Annotated in this window: 2 protein-coding genes; both read left to right on the forward strand. The window is 67.2% G+C overall.

All coding sequences use genetic code 11. The features are described 5' to 3' along the window. Window positions 1–4: 4 nt before the first annotated feature. Entirely contained in the window at window positions 5–766 is a 762-nt protein-coding gene (locus G5B31_RS20850) for an electron transfer flavoprotein subunit beta/FixA family protein (protein WP_165020108.1), read from the forward strand. After that, a partial coding sequence (locus tag G5B31_RS20855) for an electron transfer flavoprotein subunit alpha/FixB family protein (RefSeq protein WP_165020107.1) occupies window positions 766–1,672 on the forward strand: 907 nt, incomplete at its 3' end. The genes G5B31_RS20850 and G5B31_RS20855, both read left to right, overlap by 1 nt.

The raw sequence follows: 1,672 nt of genomic DNA on the forward strand, positions 1-1,672 counted from the left end.
CCGCATGAAGGTTCTGGTGCCTGTCAAACGTGTGATCGACTACAACGTGAAGGTTCGCGTGAAGGCGGACGGGACGGGTGTCGATCTTGCGAACGTGAAGATGTCGATGAACCCCTTCGACGAGATCGCGGTGGAAGAGGCGATCCGGCTGAAGGAGAAGGGGGTTGCGACCGAGGTGGTCGTGGTCTCCATCGGCGTCAAGCAGGCGCAGGAGACGTTGCGCAACGCGCTGGCCATGGGCGCCGACCGGGCGATCCTGATCGAGGCCGCGGCGGACGTGCACACCGACATCGAGCCGCTAGCAGTGGCGAAGCTGCTGGCCGCGGTGGTGAAGGAAGAACAGCCGGGCCTCGTGCTGGCCGGCAAGCAGGCCATCGACAACGACATGAACGCCACCGGCCAGATGCTGGCGGCGCTGCTCGGCTGGGCGCAGGGCACCTTCGCCTCGGAACTGGCGATCGAGGGCGACCATGCGAAAGTCACCCGCGAGGTGGACGGCGGTCTGCAGACGATCAGCGTGAAGATGCCTGCCATCGTCACCGTCGACCTGCGGCTGAACGAGCCACGCTATGCCTCGCTGCCGAACATCATGAAGGCCAAGGCCAAGCCGCTGGCAACCAAGACGCCGGCCGACTACGGCGTGGACGTGGCGCCGCGGCTGACCGTGGTGAAGACGGTGGAGCCGGCGGGCCGCAAGGCCGGGGTCCGGGTCGGCTCGGTGGACGAGCTGATCGCGAAACTGAAAGACGAAGCGGGGGTGATCTGATGGCCGTTCTTCTTCTTGCCGACGTGAATGACGGCCAGCTTGCCACCGACTCGGTGGCCAAGACCGTCGATGCCGTGAAGGGCCTGGGCGAGGTCCACCTGCTGGTGGCCGGCCCCGATGCCGCCGCTGCCGAGGCGGCCAAGCTGGACGGCGTGGCCAAGGTGCTGAAGGCCGCCGACGGCGCCTATGACCACGGGCTGGCCGAAAGCCTGTCGGCGCTGATCGTGTCGCTGGCCGGGAACTACAGCCACATCTGCGGCGCGGCGACGGCCTATTGCAAGAACGTGATGCCCCGGGTGGCGGCGCTCTTGGACGTGATGGTGATCTCGGACGTCACCGCGGTGACCGACGCCGACACCTTCGAGCGGCCGATCTATGCCGGCAACGCCATCCAGACCGTGAAGTCGGCCGACGCGAAGAAGGTCTTCACCGTGCGGACGGCGAACTTCACCGCCGTGGGCAATGGCGGCTCGGCCGCGGTCGAGGCGGTCTCCGGGCCTTCGGGCGACGGGCTGTCGTCCTGGGTCGAGGACAAGGTTGCGGCCTCGGACCGGCCGGAACTGACCTCGGCCAAGATCGTGGTCTCGGGCGGCCGCGGCGTGGGGTCGAAGGAGAGCTTCGACATCATCGAGGCGCTGGCCGACAAGCTGAACGCCGCCGTCGGCGCCAGCCGTGCCGCGGTCGATTCGGGCTTTGCGCCGAACGACTGGCAGGTGGGCCAGACCGGCAAGGTGGTGGCGCCGCAACTCTACATCGCCTGCGGCATCTCGGGGGCGATCCAGCATCTGGCGGGGATGAAGGACTCGAAAGTCATCGTCGCCATCAACAAGGACGAAGAGGCGCCGATCTTCCAGGTCGCCGACTACGGACTGGTCGCCGACCTGTTCCAGGCGGTGCCGGAACTGA

Source organism: Rhodobacter sp. SGA-6-6, assembly GCF_011043545.1.
Lineage (GTDB): Bacteria > Pseudomonadota > Alphaproteobacteria > Rhodobacterales > Rhodobacteraceae > Pseudogemmobacter.

Excerpts from the sequence above, each read along its gene's own strand:
- G5B31_RS20850 (WP_165020108.1), top strand. The coding sequence starts at position 5 with ATGAAGGTTCTGGTGCCTGTCAAACGTGTGATCGACTACAACGTGAAG.